Origin of the sequence: Desulfopila sp. IMCC35008 (genome assembly GCF_010646885.2) — a bacterium.
In the GTDB taxonomy this organism is placed as follows: domain Bacteria; phylum Desulfobacterota; class Desulfobulbia; order Desulfobulbales; family Desulfocapsaceae; genus Desulfopila.
Genome location: NZ_CP050700.1, coordinates 6012651 through 6030056 on the forward strand (window position 1 = coordinate 6012651; position 17406 = coordinate 6030056).

Consider the following 17406-nt stretch of genomic DNA (forward strand, 5'->3'; position numbering starts at 1 on the left):
TTTAGTTTCTTGTGTGAGGTCACTCATGTCAAAATCGTCTTTTTCTGTCCGTTTTCTCTCCCGTCTTTTTCCCACTTATTCCAGCAAACTTAGCGGCTTGGTATGGCTGCTTCTGGTCTGTAACATCTTCAGCCTTATCGCACTTTCGACGGCGTTTGTGGTGCCTTCCTCACGTCTGCTGATGTTTGGCTTGACGGCATTTTTTGTTCTATTTTCCCTTGTCCTTGGTCTGGTCTTTATTTCCGGGTTGAAGCAGAACATGACTGAGACTGTGGACGAGATCAGTGCTGTTTTTGCCGATATTGAAGCGGGCGGTATGGACTTGTCTGCACCGGATCTTCGAGAAGGCAGGGAGGAAACCCTGCAGGTGAGGAAGAAGTACAGCGATTTTCTGGACTCCATGCGTAATCTTGTAGGGGAACTTCGGAAAATTGGGATAGATATTGCCGTGGACGCAGCTGCCGTTGCTGCCTCAGTGAAAGATACGGCCGATAAGACCGCTGAGCAAAGAGATATCTCCGAAATAGTATCCACTGCCAGCATTGAAGCCAACAGTGCGATAGCCGAGGTCTCTGAATCGGCCCAGTATGTCGCGGATAAAACCTCGGAGAACCTTAAAATGGCCCAGAGTTCCTACCAGGAACTTGTTGATGTTACCGATAAGACAAGGCAGATCAATGTCTCTGTAGAGTCTTTCAGCAAAACAGTTGAGGAACTTGGTAAAAGTTCAGGTCATATCCTCCAGGCTGTTTCTATTATCAATGATATCGCCGAACAGACCAACCTGCTTTCCCTTAATGCAACGATAGAGGCAGCCAGGGCTGCCGAACATGGGAAGGGCTTTGCAGTTGTGGCAGAAGAGGTGCGTGATCTGGCAAAACGGATTAAACCGGCTACTGAGGAGATTACCGGGAATATCAATTCAATGATTACCCTTGTTGAAAGAACCCAGGAGGAAACCACGGGAATCCGTAAGTACGCTTCAGAGACCAATACCACGGTTTCTGAAGCTTCAGAAAACTTTAACCTGATGATGAACGATTTTGAGGATGCAAATGAGCAATTGATGAAAATTGCTGCTGCTATCGAGGAGCTCTCCACCAACAATGACCAGGTAACCGAGAAAGTTGAGGGGATAACGAACCTGAGTGGTAAGATATCCGAAGAGATGGATGTCTCAAAGTCATCGGTAGAAAAGTTGAGTACAGTAACCGAGAAAATGCTGGAGATGGTTGCAACCTTCCGGACCGGAGAAGGAGCGTTTGATTCAATGATCTCCAGGGCTTTCGAGACCCGTGATTATTTGCAGGCGGAGCTTGAGGCAATGAAGAAAGCCGGCGTTAATATCTTTGACAATAACTACCGTAAGGTTCCCAATACGGAGCCGCAGAAGTATGAAACTGCTTTTACCGAACCGGCCAATGGAAGGTTGCAACAGGTCAGTGATGAGAGTCTGGCTAAAATCGAGGGTGGTATCTATTGTCTGGCCATTGATAAAAACGGCTACCTGCCGACCCATCATTCCCAGTTCTCCCAACCAATGACTGGTGATCCTGGACATGATTTACTGTACAGTCGTCACATGCGGATTTATCAGAACAATAAAACTGAGAAGCGCCGCTGCTCACATACCAAGCCAATGCTCCTGCAGACCTATAAACGCGATACAGGAGAAGTTCTCAATGATTTATCGTTACCTATTTTCGTTGATGGGCGCCACTGGGGATCAATGATTATCGGTTTTGATCCCAAGGTGTTGCTTCAGTAAAGCAACCTTGCAGGTATTACCAGCCGTAGTCGGCGAGTTGCACCAGAAAGAAATAGGTTCCTGCCAGGAACAGCGAGCCCACGGCCAGGGTTGACAGCACGGTTATGCCCCCGTTTTTCAGTTGAGTCAGGTTATCCTTGCTGAGAAACCTTTTGGCAAGACGTTTGCCGAGGTTACGTGCTGAGGCTGCCCGACGTTCGTTATACGCACAGTGAGTTTGGGTAAGGCCAGAGATGATTTGCATGGTGTGTCCTCCTTTGCGGCTGTTTATGCAAAGGAGTATATCCATGCCGGGGTATCACAGAGTGAGTACCCCCTTTAAAAAAAAAATGTTTCCGCACTTTTTTTTAATGTTTTTCAAGCCTGTTTATGATTGTAGTCAGCTCGGATTTTGAAAATGAGTAATAATCCCGGCAGAACTCACACTGGACCTCAGCACCTCCTTCTTTCGCGATGAGATCCCGCAGACTTTCTGTACCAAGGGATATGATCGCTCCCTCCATCTTCTCCCTGTTGCAGCTGCATGTATAGTCGAGACCTGTTGTACCGGTGGCGTGGTGGGGGATATCAGCAAAAAGCGTGGCGAGCATTTCCGACGCACCTTTACCTGTATGGAGGTGGTCGGAGATTGAAGGGATGTCCTGTACCCGTGCTTCAAGCTTGGTCAGAATCGTTTCATCTACCGGTGGGAGTGCCTGCACCAGGTAACCACCTGCTGCCCCAACCGAACCATCCTTATTGAGTTGGACGCTGAGAGCCACTATCGAGGGGGTCTGCTCGGATTCGAGCAGGTAGTAAGCAATATCTTCACCTATCTCACCGGTGTAGAGCTGTATTGTGCCCTGGTATTTCTGTTTGAGGCCGATATCCTTGGTGACAGTCAGAAAACCGGCCCTGCCGATTGCTGCTGCCACATTGACCATGCCGTTTTTAAGCGGTACATCGGCCTGTGGATTTCCAACGTAGCCACGGGCCCAGCCATCGTAGCCTGCTTCGGTGATGATTTTTTTGATAGGTCCGCAGCCTTCAAACTTGAGCTGGACGGATTGCCCATCTTTTAAAAGGGCAGAGAGCAGGACGGCACCTGTCAGTGCCCTGCCAAGGGCTGCCGCTGCCGTCGGACCGGTGTCGTGTCGGCGGCATGCCTCGTTGACGAGGAGAGTGGTGTCGCAGGCCAGTCCAAAGACATTACCTGAATCTGCTATTACCCGGTGAAGTATATCGGTCATTGTTTTTCCAACTGAGATTATAGAGGGGATGTTCCTGACTGGTCATTTTATAAGCACGGTTCTTCGCTCGGGCAAACAGAAGATTTTTCATAATATGTTTTCCACGGATGCAGAATCGGGTATATAAAAGATATGTGAGTTGATCTTTACGTAAAGTGCAATGGTGCATATTCAAGGAGGAGGTATCACATGTCTCGATTAGTTGTTAGTTTTATGCTGGTGTTCGTTTTGTGCAGTACGGCCTGGTCGCGGCAAATCGCCGGGGTGGAAGTGGCGGAAAGCGTAGAGGGGCAGGAAGGTGTGGAGTTGAAATTGAACGGTGCCGGAATCCGCTCGAAACTTTTTTTCAAAATCTATATCGCTCAATTGTATCTGCAAAACCCGTCATCTGATGCCCTGGCCATTATCGGTGATGATGGTCAGAAAAGGATGGTTATGCATTTTCTTTATGAGGAGGTGGGTGCAGACAAATTAATCGGGGCCTGGAATGAGGGATTTGAAGGCAACCTCGATGATGCCAGACGCTCTGAACTCGCACCCCAGATCAAGGAATTTAACAGCATGTTCGAGACGGTGAAAAAAGGCGATGAGGTCGTCCTTGATTATCTACCAGGTAAAGGAACTACTGTTACCATTAAAGGTAATGGTAAAGGAACGATCGCAGGCAAACCTTTTGCAGATGCACTATTTGCAATCTGGTTGGGCGAAAAACCAGTGACTTCTGGTTTGAAAGCAGACTTGCTGGGTGGTTCATAGTCAAAATACAAACAGGCTCTCAGGTAAACAGTATCAGTGACCTGCAGATAATGTAGAAGCCAAGCAAGAGCATAAAGCTGAAGAAGAACTGCCTGAATAGGTTTTCCGAGATACGTTTCCGGATAGAGATACCGATTTGCATTCCCAGAAAGGACGGAATAAAGGCAATTGCGGAAACAAGAAGGAGCTCGGTGGTCAATAGGTGGTTCTTCTGAAGCGCCAGGGCAAGTGTTGTGGTGGATACAAAAAAGAGCAAACCCATGGTTTGAATCAGCGTGTCCCTCTGTAACCCGAGGCTTTGTAAATAAAGTACGCCCGGGATAACGGAAGAACCGGTCAGTCCCGTCAACATGCCGTTGATGGCCCCGATGAAAGGTGACATCCACCATTCTGCCGCTCCCGGTTGTGGTATTCCGGCAGCTAAAATTCCTATTGCCGCATAGATTATCAGGATTATTCCGAGTAGTCCTGAGAGAAGTGAAATATTGACGTGTGGGATAAATGCGGCCCCGATCCAGACAGTGAAGAAGGTCGCCAGGTAGAAGGACCAGCTTCTCTTCATTACAATTTTCAGTTCACCACCAAAAAATCCCTGTCGAATATTGGTGAGGATGGATGGCAGCAGGATAATCGCCATACCTTCCTTTAGGCCGATAGTCGCGGTAATCAGTGCCAGGGCAATGGTGGGGAGGCCTGTGCCGATGATACCCTTTACGATTCCTCCGATCAGAAAGGCAAAAATTATGAGAAACAAGGTGTCAGTGGCCCAGATAGTGTTCACATTCCTCTCCGATCTTCAGTCTGCAGTGACGCTTGAAACCAGTCATCTTCAGTTAGCCCCTTCTCTGATAAAGAGGCTGAGTTATAGGGGGGCAGGTAAATTATTTTAGGAGAACCCTGATGGAAAACGGGCAAACCTGAGATTTGTACCATATGCAGCGAAAATTCAAAACAGTATTGCCTGATTACCGACTGGGCTTAATTTTTGAACAGGCCAGAGCTGGTATGCAGAGATGTTTTAATTATCCTGACAAAAACATGATTTATTACAATCCTCATTTGCATTTGCATATGTGAAGGGTATGATAACAATCAGTTACCGTTTTAATTTAGGATGAAAAGGATTGTCCCGTGTAAGTCAGCGTTATTTCCCATAACTCCGGTCCCATAATACCAAAAATACCGATAATAGTGAGAGGTTGAGTATGGTCGATGCAGATAAATCCGTAGACGTGCCTAAAAAAAATAAATTCTTGCAGCGTCGAAGCGTTCGGGTTTTTTTGTTTTTGGTCCTGTTTGTCGGGGTGACACTGGCAGTTCTGCCGGTGGGAATCCGTTTGTATCTGGAAAAGTGGCTACAGGAGAACGGGGCTGATTCGGTGACTATCGAAAGGGTGAGATTCATGCCGTTCTCAGGTGTGGTAGGGCTTGATGGCGTTAAAGTTGTTCAGGGCGGTCAAACCGTATTCGCCGATTCTTCAATATATGTCAATCTTGGTTTGAGGAATCTTCTTAAACGGGAAGCGATGTTGCAGCAGGTGACTTTGGAAGATATCGTTCTCGATATTGCGAAAAATGAAGACGGCAGTTTAAGGATTGCCTCTTTCACTCTCCCGGCACCAGGAGAAAAACCAAAACAAGACGTAATAGTAGAAGAAGTTTCAGCAAAAGCTCCCTGGACTCTTTTGGCCAATGCGATTGATCTTAAAAATGTGAAGGTCAGCTACAAACAGCCGGATCTGAAGCTTGAATTGGTTATCCAGGAGGCGTTTGTTGAAAAATTCAATACGGATCCGGATACAGAGGAAGGGCTTCTCAGGTTGAAAGGGACGGTGAATGGTGCGAAGGTGGACATTGATCTGCCAAAATTACACGTTGCGCCTTATGTGGATGTTGAGGGGCGTGTGGTGGTGAACGGCTTTCAGCTAAAAGAGCTGGCGGACATGCTTGGTCAGGTGTTGCACCCCTTTGATGGTGCTGCAAATCTCGATGCAAAGGTGCGGTTCACCATGAAGGACTCAACAGACATCGAGGTACATTACGATGGATCTCTCTCCCTTGATGACGGTGATGTCGGCGGGGAAAGTTGGGCCACAGGAGGGACGTTCGGATATGACGGTGTCGCCTCCTTTACTATGAAGCAACAGGATATGAAGGTCCTTGTTGATGGTGACCTGCGTGCAGAGAAGGTGACGTTTGATATGCCACAGCCTCTTCTGGATATTGATAACCCAAATATTCTGATTTCAGGTAAGACTGTTGTAACCATTGGGGACGGTGTACTCGTCGATACGGAGGCCAGCCTGGAACTGGAACCGACAACTTACGTGGCCGATGGTTTTAAGACTGGTGCCGGTAATACCTCCTGGAATGGAAAAATACTGGTTGATACCGGTACCGAGAGTCGTGACCTGTCTGTCAAGGTTAACGGGAAAATGTCGGTGGGAACCCCATTTTTCAACCTGGAAATGGAGAAGGGTTTGATGGAGGTTGGCAACGATCTGGTAAGTTGGGATGGTGATGTTGAATATATCCTGGGAAGGGGCGAGCAAAAGGGCTCTTCTGTGCGTACTGATGGCACCTTGCTGGGCAAAGAGACATATTACCGACTCCCTGATGTGATCGATATCAGCCAGCACGAACTCGAACTCAAGGGAGAGACGAAGATTGGTATCGGTGAAATTTTCGATGTTGCCTATAGCGGAGATTTTCATATCGATACCATCGGTATCGATATGGTCGGTATGTCGGTAGCACAAGAGAAAATTGCCTGGAAAGGAGATATCGGCTATTCGTTGAAAAATGCGGAGAAGAGTCAGCTTGTTGCGCTCAACGGGGCTATGGATATTGTCGGTACCGATTTGAGTATGAGCGAGATCGGTTTGCAGGTACATCAGGATTCCGTCAGCCTTTTGCCGGAATTTGAATTGACCCTGGCTGAAAAACCCGCATTTACTGGGCAGGCCGGGTTTGAGGCAAAAGGGCTGGAAGTGAGCCAGAAATCGGTGCCGATGCTTCACCTTGAGCAGGTGGCTGTAGCCGGTCTGAAAGGGGATGGGACGGGCGGTATTATCGCTGATTCCCTGGACAGCGAGGGGCTCAAAATTCTGTCTTCTGATTCTGTACCTGTCGGGGTGGAGATCCCTGTCCTCTCACTTCGGGAGGTTCAAAGTCCTGATTTGATGAGCGGCAGTGCTACCTCTTTTGTCGTGGAAAAACCGCAGGTGATGGATAAGGAAGGGGAAGCTCTTCTGGTCGGGCTGGAAGCTATTGAATTAGGGAATATCACAGTGAGTAAGGAGATGTCCGCCTCCATCGACCGGATCGTTCTTGATGGGGGGCGCTTCATCGCCCGGGGCGGTGCTGAGCCGATGGCCAAATTGGGGCAGCTTGTTGCTGAAAAACTGGAGTACTCAAAAGAGGACGGGCTGGTTTGTGATAGTATAACTGCTGACTCCCTGACCGCAGACATACTGCGAGAGAAAAAGGAAGAAGGCGAGAAACCGGTTGAAGAAACGAAGGCCGGTGAAGAGGTGGTGCAGGCGGAGGAAGATCAAGCTCAGGATGCGGTTGGGATCCCGGTGAAAATTAACCGTTTTGACCTCACAGGACAATCGTCGGTGAGGTTCAGTGATACGACCCTGGCCCGTACATTTATCAGCAATTTTGATGTGGATACCCTGTCGGCGCGTGATATTGATTTGAATAAACCGGAACAGCCTTTCAGTTATGTGTTGAAGGGCCGGTTCGACAAGTATACCCCACTGGAGGTTACGGGAGAATGCGCCCCGCTGGCCAAAGAGTTTGCGATACGTCAGAAGGTGACACTCAGGAATTATTCAATGCTGCACATTTCACCCTATGTGGTTGAAGCCATTGGGGCCTTCTTTCCTTCCGGGGTACTCGATTTTCACTCAACCCTCGAGATTGCAGAGGGAAATATTGACATGAAAAACAACCTGGTGCTGAAAGATCTTGTGACTGAAGGAGTGAAGGGGGAACTGGCGTCGGAACTGGACAACCAGCTTCCGGTGCCGCTGAACCTTGCCTTGGCGATGCTCGAGGATAGCGAGGGCGTGGTTGATCTTGATGTACCGATTCAGGGTAAACTCTCTGAGGTAAGTATAGGTACAGCTGACCTCATCTGGACCCCGATTTCTAAGGCAATCAGTATCGCGGTTACACCTTATCTGGCCTATACTGCTCTTGGCCCGGCCGGAGCAATGTATTATCTCGGGGCAAAAATTGGTACAGGCCTGCTTAAGACGAATCTGCCGGTGCTTGAGTTTGAAAAAGGAGAGAGGGAGCTTACCGAGAAGCATGTTAAACAACTCCAGAAGGCGGCAAAGATCATCGCAAAAGATCTGGAAAAGAATGGTGATTCCGATCCCGAATATGGTTATTCGATATGTGCCAAGGTCGCGTTGACGGAGTTGGCATCCGTCAGCAGCGACAGAGAAGAAAACCAAGAGATTCTTCGTAACGAGGCGATCAGAAAGGAACTGTTCAAGCTTGGTGAAGCTCGCTCTCTGGTCGTGAAGGAGTATCTGGTTGAGAACTTCGCTATTGATGAATCACGGTTAATGATTTGCAATCCGGGCCTCAACTTCGATGAAGATGCGAATCCGCTGGTTGAGTTCAAGAAGTAAGTTGCAATTAGTTTTAGGGCGTGAACTATGTAGCCAGGAATTCCGGCGTGGTGTTCAACGCTTTCGCTTCGGTTTTGTTCCGGATGTCGCCTTTGCCTGAAAGGGATCTATCGGCCAGTAGTGCTTAGGGTAGCGTCCGGCGAGTTCCTTGCGTACTTCACGATAACTGTTTTTCCAGAATGAGTTGAGATCAGTAGTAACCTGCAATGGTCTGCGAGCGGGTGAGAGCAGGTGGAGCAGTACGGGGATCTCTCCTCTGCAGATGGTGGGTGTTTGCAAAAGCCCGAACATTTCCTGGAGACGGACTGCCAGTACGGGTGGTTCCCCTGCAGAGTAGGAGAGTCGGATTTTCGATCCGCTCGGTACTCGCAGGTGGGCAGGGGCAAGCATGTCCAGCTGCTGTTGTTGCTGCCAGTCGAGCCGGGAAAGCAGGATTGTTTTTAAATCAAGTCTTTTTAGACCTGCGAGAGTTCGAATATTATTGCAATAGGGTGTGAGCCAGTCGAGGTCATCCAGGAGTGCCGAATCGGACCAGTCGGGCCAGTCATCGGGACGCCAGTGATGAAGAAAACAGATCCGGGACTGCATATCTTTGGCTTCCCTGGTGAACGGCAGACAGCTGATACCATGCAACCGGATTCCGACAAGAAGCCCTGCCAGTATCTTTTCAGATGAGGGGTTCTTGAGTGGCTTGCTTTGCAGGATAATATGACCAAGCTGCCAGGTTGCTGTTGCTTCAATTCTCCCTGTTTTTTCATTCCATACAACGTTTTTCGATTCTCTCAGCAGGTTGGTGTGATGTTCATAAAGGTCATCTCCGGAGAGGGACGCCGCAAGGAAAATCCGGCCGTCACCCTTTCTGCCATCTACTGCGGGTGCTACCAGTAATTCGCTACCGCATAGCAGGTCGCCTGCCGGTAATTCCACCCCTTTTCCGGATGAAAGCTGATAGCGAAAACCTGAGCCAGGACGTAATTTGCCGATACGATCGGGGAAGCCGTACACTAGGAGATGGCCGATTCGGTCGTAGGCAATCTTCTTTTCGAACGGCTGGTTCAGGGCCTTAGACCATTTTGTCGCCTGCAGCTGTAACCGTCTGACCTGCTGCCGGTCCGTGATATCGGAAGACATCAGCTTTCGGTCTTCGATGTTTTCAAGCATCCGGAGGCGCATTTCAAGATCACAACTTGTGGCCTCTCCCTTGATGATATCGCGCTCTGAGAGAAGAGCAGCCAGCAGGCAGGCTGTGCGTGCCATTCCCTGTTCGCTACCTGCGAGGAGCAACACTCCCAGGCGAGGGTGTAGAGGTAATGCGGCAACGTGTCGTCCTCTGTCTGTTATCCTGCCTTTGGCGTCAAGAAGTGACAGGTGTTGCAGTAACGACTGTGTTGATTTCCAGGCTGGGGCGCGCGGCGGATCGAGCCAGCGTAGCGTTGTTGGGTCAGTGACTCCCCAGAGTGCAAGTTCCAGAGTCAGGGAGCAGAGGTCGCCGTTCACAATCTCCGGTGTGGTGCGGGGGAGCAGGCCGTTTTCTTCCTCCCGACTCCAGAGGCGGTAACATGCTCCAGGACCTGTCCTGCCAGCCCGGCCGGTGCGCTGGTCTGCCGATGCCCGTGATATTCGCATGGTCGTAAGTCGGGAGAGGCCACTGCCTGGATCGTGGACGGGCCGCCTGTACAGTCCACTATCTACTACACAGCCTATATTTTCAATGGTAAGGCTGGTCTCCGCTATAGGGGTGGCGAGGATGATCCGCCGCACTTTCGAACGTTCAAATACCTTATCCTGCTCTTTTGGGGTCAAGTCGCCGTACAGCGGGAGAAGCAAGGCTTCAGGAAGTTGGTCTGCAAGCAGAGTGCGGCACCTGTTGATGTCACCCACACCAGGGAAAAAGGAAAGAATATCCCCTTGTTCTTCCAGCCAGACGTTCCTGATGAGTCTGGCCATCTGGCTTGATATATTTGAATGAGTTGAGGAAGGCGGGGAATGGTGGATGGTGACGGGATAACTCCTGCCGGAAGCGGAGATATGAGGTGCATTGCCGAGCAACTTGCAAATCTCCTTACTTTCAAGTGTTGCCGACATGACCAGTAAACGGAGATCGTCGCGGAGCTCACAGAGGTCCAGACAGAGGGCCAGGCCGAGATCGGCCTGAATGGAGCGCTCGTGAAATTCGTCGAAAATGATAAGGCCGACACCTTCAAGGCCGGGATCGTGTTGCAGTCTCCTGATGAGGATTCCTTCGGTGACAACCTCTATTCTGGTTTCCTTCGATACTTTTGATTCGAACCGTGTTCGGTAGCCGACTAGTGAACCCAGGCTGCAGTCAAGCATAATGCTGATTCGCCGGGCCGCTGCACGGGCAGCAACCCGGCGAGGTTCTAAGAGGAGGATGGTGCTGCAGGCTGCCGGGATTTCGTCAAGAAGTGCTGGTGGAATCAGCGTGGTTTTACCGGAGCCTGTCGGCCCGGTAAGTACGGTATGTCTCTCAAGGAGCTCATCCCGTAAACGAGGAAGCACCTTGGCGACAGGGAGGTGTTGGTACTGACTGAGTGAATCTTTCAACCCGGATGGTAGTTACAGTTCGGCGACGCCAGAGGGAATCAGACAAATGAAAACGAAATCTTCAGCCCCGGCATTCATAAACTGGTGCTCTTCGTTTCCCGGGATAAAAACCACAGTACCGCTTGTGACCGGTGCCCACTCTCCGTTCTTGAATACTTGACCTTTGCCGGAATGAATGAAAATTTCATGCTCCCATTCATGGGCATGGCGTGGGCTGAAACCACCTGGCTCCAGGGTAAAGACACGCATGCAGAAGTTGTGGGCCTCGTCTTCTTTGCCAATGACTACACGGCCGGTTACGCCTTTGGCAAGCTCACTGTCGAAGGTGGTGGATGGTGCGTCGGTATAGTTTAATATTTTCATGATGATTCCGCCTGGTGGTTGTTGTTCAATTGAATGGTTCGCCTCTTGGTAAGAGGTAAAATAAAACAATACATCTTCTGTCTATAATTTCAATATATCCGGCAACCCAAGGCTAGCTGTTTCCTCTTGAACCGGTCAAGCCAAGATAAATGGCCCAAAGGGTGATGATTGTACCTGCCCACTGCAGGCCCGTTGTCGGCCTTGCAAAAAACAGCACGTCCCAGACAAATGAAAGGGATGGCTGAAGGAGCAGGATGAGGCCAGTGAATGAAGCAGGGATTTTCGGCATTGAGGCTGCAATTAGCAACCATCCGATGGCTTGGCTGAGTAGGCCTAGAGAAACAAGCGCCGCTGCACTTTTAAGAGTTGGGATGCTAAATGAAATGTCGCCAAACAGCATATAAATGCCGAGAAAGAACGCTGTGAAAAAGCTTATAAGCAGGAGAGGGGAGCAGTGGTCGTCCTGGGCTTTCCTGAGCTGCATTTTGCGGAGCAAAAGTAAGAATCCTGTATAAGCGAAGGCTGTAAGGAAACCATAAAAAACTCCGAGTCTGTAGTTTGCTTCCAGAGCAGACCAGTGAAAGCCAATAACCAGGAAAAGACCGAAAAATGCCAGCGGCATCGCAAACAGGAAGCGCAGCAGCAACCTTTCATTAAAGAAGAGGAAACCGCATGCAGCCATAAGAAAGACCTGGAAGTTGCCAATAATTGTAGCCAGTCCGGGACCAATATAGCTGATACTGAGATGCCAGAAGTGCAGATCAAGGGCAAAGGTGAAACCACAGGCCATGGCTGGAAGAAGCATGGCGCTAATGTGGCGTATACGGGTCGGTGAATACAGCCAGGGAGCAAGCAGGAAGACAAAGCCGAAGAACACCCGGTAAAAGGCTGAGGTCGTTGGGGGAACATCGGATACTTTTACCCAGATTGCTGAGAAGCTGATCATAAAAGCACCGAGAAGCACCATTGGAACGGGTTTTCCTGAAAGTCGATTAAGCATTATCGGGTCAATCCTTGCACAGTATGCATGAATCGCACTGTGTATTGATTAGTTTTTATTTGAAGGCCTCTTGTTCGAAATCTCATTACAAAGGGAAAAACAAGAAGATGGTTGAAAACAGGTAAATGTGTGGTATTGTGCAAAATGGACCGGATGAGCACCTGGCGGCACAAGTGGTTGTTTTTTCATCATATTGGTAAAGTTTTTTTTGCACGCGGTGATGATTGATCTATCTGCTGTGTTAACGGTGTCTTAGGCTCCTCAACTTCTGGGAAGTTGGTCTTTGGTCTATTTTTCATACCTTGACCAAACAGGTAAAAGCAGGTAGAGAACCAATTTGCCGTGGTTTTTTGGAAACCTGGTTTTTTATTTGACCTCTCATTGGGGTGTATCATAAACGGTTTACAGGCAGGAAGGAACAAAATGTCTGGTGTACTCAGGCCTTTATTGATTTTTTTTGAATCTGGCGAGGCTGATTGTGTCGAAATATGCAATACCGGATTGCGGAATCGGCAAGGTGAAGATGCCTATTATCCTTGCATTTCGCCATGCTTTTTGTTACCAACCCCCTTTACGATTTGCATGAGGCAGGACCGAAAAGCAGTTACATTTCAGAACCTGAAGTAGAGAAAAATACCATGAAAGATCTTTCCACAACCTATTTGGGTCTCAGACTCAAAAACCCGATTGTCGTCGGCAGTTGCGGGCTCACCAATTCGGTAGAGAAAATCAAGGAATTCGCGGATAACGGCGCGGCTGCGATTGTGCTCAAGTCTCTTTTCGAAGAGCAGATCGAGGCCGAGCTTAATGCAAATATGGACAGCTATCACACGGATTACCCTGATGCCTTTGACTATATCAAAGAATATACCAGAGGAAGTGCGCTGGACGATCATCTCAATCTAATCCGTGAAACCAAGAAAAGTGTCGATATCCCTATTATCGGCAGCATCAACTGCGTATCCGGTAGTGAGTGGGTCTCCTTCGCGGAGTCTATCCAGAAGGCTGGTGCTGATGCCCTGGAAATCAACGTGTCACTGTTGCCAAGCAACCCGGATGTAAAGAGTGAGCACAACGAGAAACTCTACTTTGAGATCCTCGAGAAGGTGTGCGCAAAAGTTTCAATTCCCGTGGCCCTCAAGATGAGTCGCTATTCTGCCGGGCTGGCCAATCTGGTGACAAGGTTGAGCTGGTCAACGGAGAACAGTGTTGCCGGTTTTGTTCTTTTTAACCGGTATTACAGGCCGGATATCAATATTGACAAGGTGGAGATAACCACCGCCGATATCTACTCAACACCGACTGAAATAACAGAATCCTTACGTTGGATCGCACTTCTGTCCGGTAAGGTTGAGAAAGATTTTGCTGCCTCCACAGGTGTTCATGACAGCGAGGGGGTTATCAAGCAGTTGCTGGCCGGGGCCAATGCGGTCCAGATCGTTTCCACCTTGTATAAAAACGGTGCAGGACAGATTCAGTCGATACTCACCGGTCTTGAAGAGTGGATGGAGAACAAGTCGTATGACAGTGTGGATGCTTTCCGCGGCAAGCTTGCTTATGACAATGCCGATAATCCCGCTGCTTATGAGCGAATCCAGTTCATGAAGCAGTTTGCCGGGATTTCCTGATCCCCACCCGAAAAGTTTCCTGGATAGTATGGAACGGATACGGGTCGGATCGTGGTTTGCCCGTATTGGAGATACCTTATTTAAATAAATTGAACATGAAATCTTTACTAACGTTTCCCAAAGGTGGTGTTCATCCGCCAGAAAAAAAGGACCAGACGGCTTCGCTGCCCATTGAGCGAATGCCCGTTCCGGACGAGCTGGAGATTATTCTCGGCCAGCATATCGGTGCCCCATGTACAGTTACCGTCAATAAGAGGGACGAGGTAACGGAAGGGGCCCAGATCGGTGAGGTGAAGAGGGGCCTCGGTGTACCGTTGCATGCACCCGCTGCCGGCAAGATAAAAGCGATCGGCACATCGGCTCATCCCATGCGGGTCTCTGCTCCGTCTGTGACGATTGCGGTGGATCATGAAGCCGCTGCAGTGGAGCCGCACAAACAGGATTGGACCTCGATGTCAGGGAAGGACCTGCTTACTAAAGTACATGAAGCAGGGATTATCGGTATCGGTGGTGCCGGCTTCCCGACTCATGTCAAGCTCAATCCTCCTGCTGATAACAAGATCGACCTTCTGCTCTTAAACGGTGCGGAGTGTGAACCGTACATTACTGCCGATCACAGGCAGATGCTCGAACATGCTGAGAGCGTCGTGGAAGGTGCCGCTATCATCATGAGAATCCTTGGTGTGAAGCAGTGCCGTATCGGCATCGAGCAAAATAAGCCGGACGCAATTGCGGCGATGGACAAGGTTGCGTCATCCTTTTCCTCAGCAGAGTGTGATATTGCCGTGCAGCCACTTGAGGTAAAATATCCGCAAGGTTCTGAAAAACAGCTCATTCAGGCGATCAGTGGCCGCAAGGTTCCGGCCATGGCGCTACCATCGGCGGTAGGTGTGGTGGTACAGAATGTTTCGACGGCGAGTGCCATCTTCGATGCTGTTGTGTATGAAAAGCCTCTTTACGAAAAAGTTGTCACCATTTCCGGAGGTGGTATCAACAAACCTGCCAACCTGCTGGTGAAGGTCGGGACCAGGGTCGAGGATATCGTCGAGTACTTAGGCGGTGTGAAACCGGGGTTGAAAAAAATCATCATGGGTGGCCCCATGATGGGATTTGCCATCTCCGACCTCAGTGTTCCGGTTACCAAGACAACATCTTCGGTGCTTTTTCTGACAGAAGATGAGATCGATTCCACTCCTCATTCCCAGTGCATACGTTGTGGTTGGTGTCTCGACGCCTGTCCGATGGGACTGGAACCCAAGGAGATCGGTATCTATGTTGAGGCCAACCGGGCTGAAGATACCGAACCGTTCGGGGTGTTCGAGTGTTTTGAGTGTGGCAGCTGTGCCTATATCTGTCCCGCCAAGAGGCCGCTTGTGCAGTTTGTACGGTTGGCCAAGATGAAGGCCAAGAGACAGTAAAATAGGAAAGAAATTGGTCATGCGGCAGGTGCTTCAGACCGGCCGTATGTGAGTAATAAATACGTTTTAGGGAGAATCTTCAAGGACATGCAAGTGCCAGAGAGCCAGTCATTACCATCACAGCCGGAGTGGATCGTTTCTGTATCCCCCCATGTGAAGAGTAATGAAACGGTTGCTAAAATCATGTGGACCGTGGTGGCCTGCCTGATGCCGCCGCTGCTATTGTCGGTGTTTATTTTCGGGATCCAGACCCTTGTTATCACCGCTATATCGGTAATCAGCTGTGTGGTAGTCGAGGTTGTGAGCCAGAAAGCATTGAAACGACCAGTAACCATCAGTGACGGCAGCGCCGTCCTGACAGGTATGTTAATGGCGTTTATCATTCCACCCGGAGTCTCGGTTTTTGTGCCGGTCCTTGGTGCGGTGATGGCTATCTATATAGCCAAACACCTTTTCGGTGGAATCGGCTTCAATATCTTTAACCCTGCACTTATGGGAAGGGCCTTCTTACTGGCCACTTTTCCTGTGGCAATGACTTCAGCCTGGCTGCCGCCTGTCGAGGGTATGGCCATCTTTAGTTATTTCAGCGGGGTGGATGCAGTTTCTACTGCGACCCCGCTCGCCGTAATCAAAGAGCAGGGTTTTGCCGCATTTACAGAAATGTTCGGGTCCGGGGGCAGTCTCTACGGGTCCTTTTTCCTCGGCTGGCGTCCCGGTTGTATCGGTGAAACCTCCGGTTTCCTGCTGGTGCTGGGCGGATGTTTTCTTATCTATAAGAAATACATAACCTGGCATACCCCGGTTTCCGTCCTCGGGTCCATAGCTGTTCTGACCTGGATTTTCGGTGGGGAGCAGGGGTGGATGAGTGGAGATCCGCTGCTGGCAATGCTCAGTGGTGGCGCTATTCTCGGAGCCTTTTTTATGGCGACCGACTATGTCACCTCTCCATCAACCAGGACGGGCCAGATTGTGTATGGTGTTGGCATTGGCGCACTGACGGTGCTGATTCGACTGAAGGGCGGTTATCCTGAAGGTATCTGTTACGCCATCCTGCTGATGAATCCGCTTGCTACGGTGATTGATGGTTTCTTTAAGCCGAAGCGGTTCGCCCTGCCTGTGGGAGGTGACAAATGAAGGAAATATTAAATATAACATTTCGCCTCACCGTTTCCTGTCTGCTGGCGGCGGTGGTAATGGGATCGACCTTTATCATCACCAACAATGCCAAAAAACATAATGAGCATGTTCGTGAAGAGAGGGTGATGTATTCCCTGCTCGGATATGGCGAGCAGAATCCGGCACCAGAATCCCTCCATATGCACGAGGTTTACCGCTATGTCGTGGCTGAGGCCGGAAGCCAGTTTATCGGTTACCTGCTACCGACTGCTGCGAGTGCCGAAGCACCGTTTGTGTTTGTTGTCCTTGACTTGAATGGCAAAATGGCCTGGCAGAAACCTGTAGATGTTGAGGAAGACAAGGTTCGTGAGAAAGAGGATCGTGACCAGGCAATTATCGCTGCCATCGGGCCGGGTAAGGATATTACCTTCGCCGAGCAGACCATTATCGTTACCGACGGTGATGAACGAGTTGCCTATCTGATGGGTGGCAAGTTCCAGGGCTTTAAGGTGCTGATCGCCGTAATGATGGCCATGGATCCGAATTATACCCTGATGGGCTTTGAGGTGCTGGAGCATGAGGAAGACCCGGGTCTGGGAGCGGAAATCGAACAGGATTATTTCCAGAATCAGTTTAAGGATAAGCCTTTTGAGGTGTTGAAGGGACTGGATGTTGTCAAGGAACCGCTGCCGTCTGAATACGAGAAGGCGCTGGAAGGCGAGTTGAGTGAAACGGAAACCGAGAAGATGATGGACAAATACCGGGAGCAGGATATTTACGCTCTGACCGGTGCGACCATTTCCTCCAAACTGGTTACCGATGGTCTCAAGGGTATTGGTAAAAAGTTTGCATACCGGCTCGACACCTTGGATGTTGTCCTTAAAGAGCAGCAGATAGCTGTTTCATTCTAAATT

Annotated in this window: 13 protein-coding genes; 7 read left to right on the forward strand and 6 right to left on the reverse strand. The window is 49.6% G+C overall.

Annotated elements, in window-relative coordinates:
* Window positions 1-25 precede the first annotated feature (25 nt).
* Window positions 26-1768 (forward strand): methyl-accepting chemotaxis protein, encoded by a 1743-nt coding sequence (locus GA520_RS25745; protein ID WP_163336265.1) that lies wholly within the window; start codon window positions 26-28, stop codon window positions 1766-1768.
* Window positions 1769-1784: 16 nt separating this feature from the next.
* On the opposite strand, the gene GA520_RS25750 is transcribed toward GA520_RS25745, so the two are convergent.
* On the reverse strand, window positions 1785-2012 hold the full coding sequence (locus tag GA520_RS25750; protein ID WP_163336266.1) for a hypothetical protein: 228 nt from the start codon (window positions 2010-2012) through the stop codon (window positions 1785-1787).
* A 103-nt stretch (window positions 2013-2115) separates the two neighbouring features.
* Window positions 2116-2997, reverse strand: a complete 882-nt coding sequence (gene hslO / locus GA520_RS25755) for an Hsp33 family molecular chaperone HslO (RefSeq protein ID WP_163336267.1) — start codon at window positions 2995-2997, stop codon at window positions 2116-2118.
* A gap of 189 nt (window positions 2998-3186) precedes the next feature.
* Between hslO and GA520_RS25760 the strand changes: the two genes are divergently transcribed.
* Window positions 3187-3753, forward strand: coding sequence for a chalcone isomerase family protein (locus tag GA520_RS25760; RefSeq protein WP_163336268.1), 567 nt, complete (start codon window positions 3187-3189; stop codon window positions 3751-3753).
* A 19-nt stretch (window positions 3754-3772) separates the two neighbouring features.
* On the opposite strand, the gene GA520_RS25765 is transcribed toward GA520_RS25760, so the two are convergent.
* Entirely contained in the window at window positions 3773-4534 is a 762-nt protein-coding gene (locus GA520_RS25765; RefSeq protein ID WP_163336269.1) for a sulfite exporter TauE/SafE family protein, read from the reverse strand.
* Window positions 4535-4958: 424 nt separating this feature from the next.
* Between GA520_RS25765 and GA520_RS25770 the strand changes: the two genes are divergently transcribed.
* The gene (locus tag GA520_RS25770; RefSeq protein WP_163336270.1) at window positions 4959-8402 is read left to right on the forward strand and encodes a DUF748 domain-containing protein; all 3444 of its coding nucleotides are present in this window, start codon (window positions 4959-4961) and stop codon (window positions 8400-8402) included.
* Between the two features lie 54 nt (window positions 8403-8456).
* Here the strand turns inward: GA520_RS25770 and hrpB are convergent, their stop codons facing one another.
* From hrpB to GA520_RS25785, 3 genes are all read right to left on the reverse strand, one after another.
* Complete coding sequence (gene hrpB / locus GA520_RS25775) at window positions 8457-10967, reverse strand: ATP-dependent helicase HrpB (RefSeq protein ID WP_163336271.1); 2511 nt, start codon at window positions 10965-10967, stop codon at window positions 8457-8459.
* Window positions 10968-10979: 12 nt separating this feature from the next.
* The gene (locus tag GA520_RS25780) at window positions 10980-11330 is read right to left on the reverse strand and encodes a cupin domain-containing protein (RefSeq protein WP_163336272.1); all 351 of its coding nucleotides are present in this window, start codon (window positions 11328-11330) and stop codon (window positions 10980-10982) included.
* 112 nt (window positions 11331-11442) lie between these two features.
* On the reverse strand, window positions 11443-12330 hold the full coding sequence (locus tag GA520_RS25785; RefSeq protein ID WP_163336273.1) for a DMT family transporter: 888 nt from the start codon (window positions 12328-12330) through the stop codon (window positions 11443-11445).
* Between the two features lie 548 nt (window positions 12331-12878).
* Between GA520_RS25785 and GA520_RS25790 the strand changes: the two genes are divergently transcribed.
* From GA520_RS25790 to GA520_RS25805, 4 genes are all read left to right on the forward strand, one after another.
* Window positions 12879-13958 carry a dihydroorotate dehydrogenase-like protein gene (locus GA520_RS25790; protein WP_240910045.1) on the forward strand — a complete coding sequence of 360 codons (1080 nt, stop codon included), beginning with the start codon at window positions 12879-12881 and terminating at the stop codon, window positions 13956-13958.
* A gap of 95 nt (window positions 13959-14053) precedes the next feature.
* A complete protein-coding gene (gene rsxC, locus GA520_RS25795) occupies window positions 14054-15376 on the forward strand; it encodes an electron transport complex subunit RsxC (RefSeq protein WP_163336274.1) in 1323 nt (440 codons plus the stop codon).
* A gap of 87 nt (window positions 15377-15463) precedes the next feature.
* Window positions 15464-16510: an RnfABCDGE type electron transport complex subunit D gene (locus tag GA520_RS25800; protein ID WP_163336275.1), complete on the forward strand. Its 1047-nt coding sequence runs from the start codon at window positions 15464-15466 to the stop codon at window positions 16508-16510.
* Window positions 16507-17403: an FMN-binding protein gene (locus tag GA520_RS25805; RefSeq protein WP_163336276.1), complete on the forward strand. Its 897-nt coding sequence runs from the start codon at window positions 16507-16509 to the stop codon at window positions 17401-17403. Before GA520_RS25800 ends, GA520_RS25805 begins: the two co-directional genes overlap by 4 nt.
* The last annotated feature ends 3 nt before the right edge of the window (window positions 17404-17406 follow it).